3 protein-coding genes are annotated in these 1,823 nt (G+C 69.0%); 1 reads left to right on the plus strand and 2 read right to left on the minus strand.

Annotation, left to right across the window (positions count from 1 at the left end):
• On the minus strand, window positions 1–552 hold a 552-nt coding region (locus tag AC1D15_RS29985; RefSeq protein ID WP_477828890.1), incomplete at its 3' end, for a phosphoenolpyruvate-utilizing N-terminal domain-containing protein.
• Between the two features lie 130 nt (window positions 553–682).
• Between AC1D15_RS29985 and AC1D15_RS29990 the strand changes: the two genes are divergently transcribed.
• Window positions 683–1,528 (plus strand): GNAT family N-acetyltransferase, encoded by an 846-nt coding sequence (locus AC1D15_RS29990; RefSeq protein ID WP_047510199.1) that lies wholly within the window; start codon window positions 683–685, stop codon window positions 1,526–1,528.
• Window positions 1,529–1,566: 38 nt separating this feature from the next.
• On the opposite strand, the gene AC1D15_RS29995 is transcribed toward AC1D15_RS29990, so the two are convergent.
• A complete protein-coding gene (locus AC1D15_RS29995) occupies window positions 1,567–1,821 on the minus strand; it encodes an HPr family phosphocarrier protein (protein ID WP_477828891.1) in 255 nt (84 codons plus the stop codon).
• Between the last annotated feature and the right edge of the window lie 2 nt (window positions 1,822–1,823).

Here is a 1,823-nt window from a genome sequence, read left to right on the forward strand (position 1 = left end):
GAATTGCAGCATGTCGGCCGGCGCGATGTCGTTCGCGACCAGCACCAGCGGGTCCTCGCCGCCGAAATCCCGCGGACTCACGCCCGGCGCCGGCGCGGAACCCGACAACGGCCCGCGCGCCATCGCACGCAGCAGCCGCTCGACCACCTGCTCCAGGTCGGCCTTGCGCTCGCGCAGGTAGTCGTCCTCCATCTCGTCGAACTGGCGCGCCAGCACCTCCAGCTGGGCCGACAGCGCCCACTCGCCGTTGTAGTGGCGCTCCTGGATCCAGTTCTTGGTGGCACCGGTCAGCGAGTCGTCGTGCAGCAGCATCAGGTGCACGTCGAGCAGCGCCGACAGCTCGCCCGGTGCGTCCGCCGGCAGTTCGCGCTGCAGCGTCGTCAACTCCTGCGCGACCGCATCGCGCGCCGTGCGCAGCCGCTCGATCTCGGAGTCGACCTGCGACGCCTCGATGAAATAGTGCGCGACGTCGACGCGGCTCGACGCGACCATCACCGCGCGGCCGATCGCGACACCCCGTGACACCGGCAATCCGAAGACCTGGAAGCTCATGCGGACGATCCTAGCAGCGCACGCCCCGCCCGCACGCGGGGAAACGCGCAATGTCATCGGCGCGTCATCCCGGTTTCATGGACGCGTCACCGTGCGGACCCACCATCTCGGGAGTTCACAGGAGAACGCCATGAGGGACCTGCCCCTGCCGACGATGCCTCTGTCCGATTTGCGTGGTGACACGTCCCGGAGGTCACTTCACGAAAGCTCACCCACTCCACAAGCGCGCCGGGTCGATGCTGCTCAGCTGGAAGTTGTTTGGGCACGCGATGAAGACGAAGTTCGCCAGGCGCAGCGCCTGAGGCACCTGGTCTTCGCCGAGGAGATGGGCGCACGCCTGAGCGTGCCGCACGGCTCGCCCGCCGGCCACGACATCGACATGTTCGACCCGTTCTGCGAGCACCTGCTGGTGCGCGCACCGGGCGAGGGCGGGGAGCCGGGGCCGGTGATCGGCACCTACCGCGTGCTGACGCCGGATTCCGCGCGCCGCATCGGCGGCCTGTACAGCGAGACCGAGTTCGACCTGACCCGCCTGCGCCCGCTGCGCTCGACGATGGTGGAGCTGGGCCGTTCCTGCGTGCACCCCGCCTGGCGCTCGGGCGGCGCGATCCTCGCGCTGTGGGGCGCGCTGGCCGAGTTCATGGTGCGCAACAAGCTGGACACGATGGTCGGCTGCGCGAGCGTCAGCATGCGCGACGGTGGCCACTTCGCCGCCAGCCTGTGGGAGCAGTTGCGCCACACGCACCTGGCGCCGATCGAACTGCAGGTGCGCCCGCGGCTCGCGCTGCCGGTCGACGAGCTGCAGCACGACCTGGTCGTCGAGGCGCCGGCGCTGATCAAGGGCTACCTGCGCTGCGGCGCGAAGGTGCTGGGCCCGCCGGCCTGGGATCCCGACTTCAACACCGCCGACCTGCCGATGCTGATGCGCATCGCCGACCTGCCGCAGCGCTACCGCAAGCACTTCCTGGGGCAATGAAGCTGGGACAGTGAACGAACGGGGCCGCGGCCCCGTGGTCACTCACCCTCGCCGAACTTGTCGTTGATCAGCGTGACGAGGGCCTGCAGCGCCGCCTCTTCGTCGGCGCCGGAGGTCTCGAGTTCGACCACGGTGCCGAGGCCGGCGGCGAGCATCATGACGCCCATGATGCTCTTGGCATTGACCTGGCGGCCGTTGCGGCTCATCAGGACTTCGCACTGGAAACTGCCGGCAAGCTTGCTGAGCTTGGCCGAGGCACGTGCATGCAGGCCGAGCTTATTGCTGATGGTGATGC

This window comes from Rhizobacter sp. P2_H2 (assembly GCF_056403375.1).

What these genes read in the sequence shown, in the direction of transcription:
- AC1D15_RS29990 (WP_047510199.1), top strand. Translation starts at nt 683, where the DNA reads ATGAGGGACCTGCCCCTGCCGACGATGCCTCTGTCCGATTTGCGTGGT.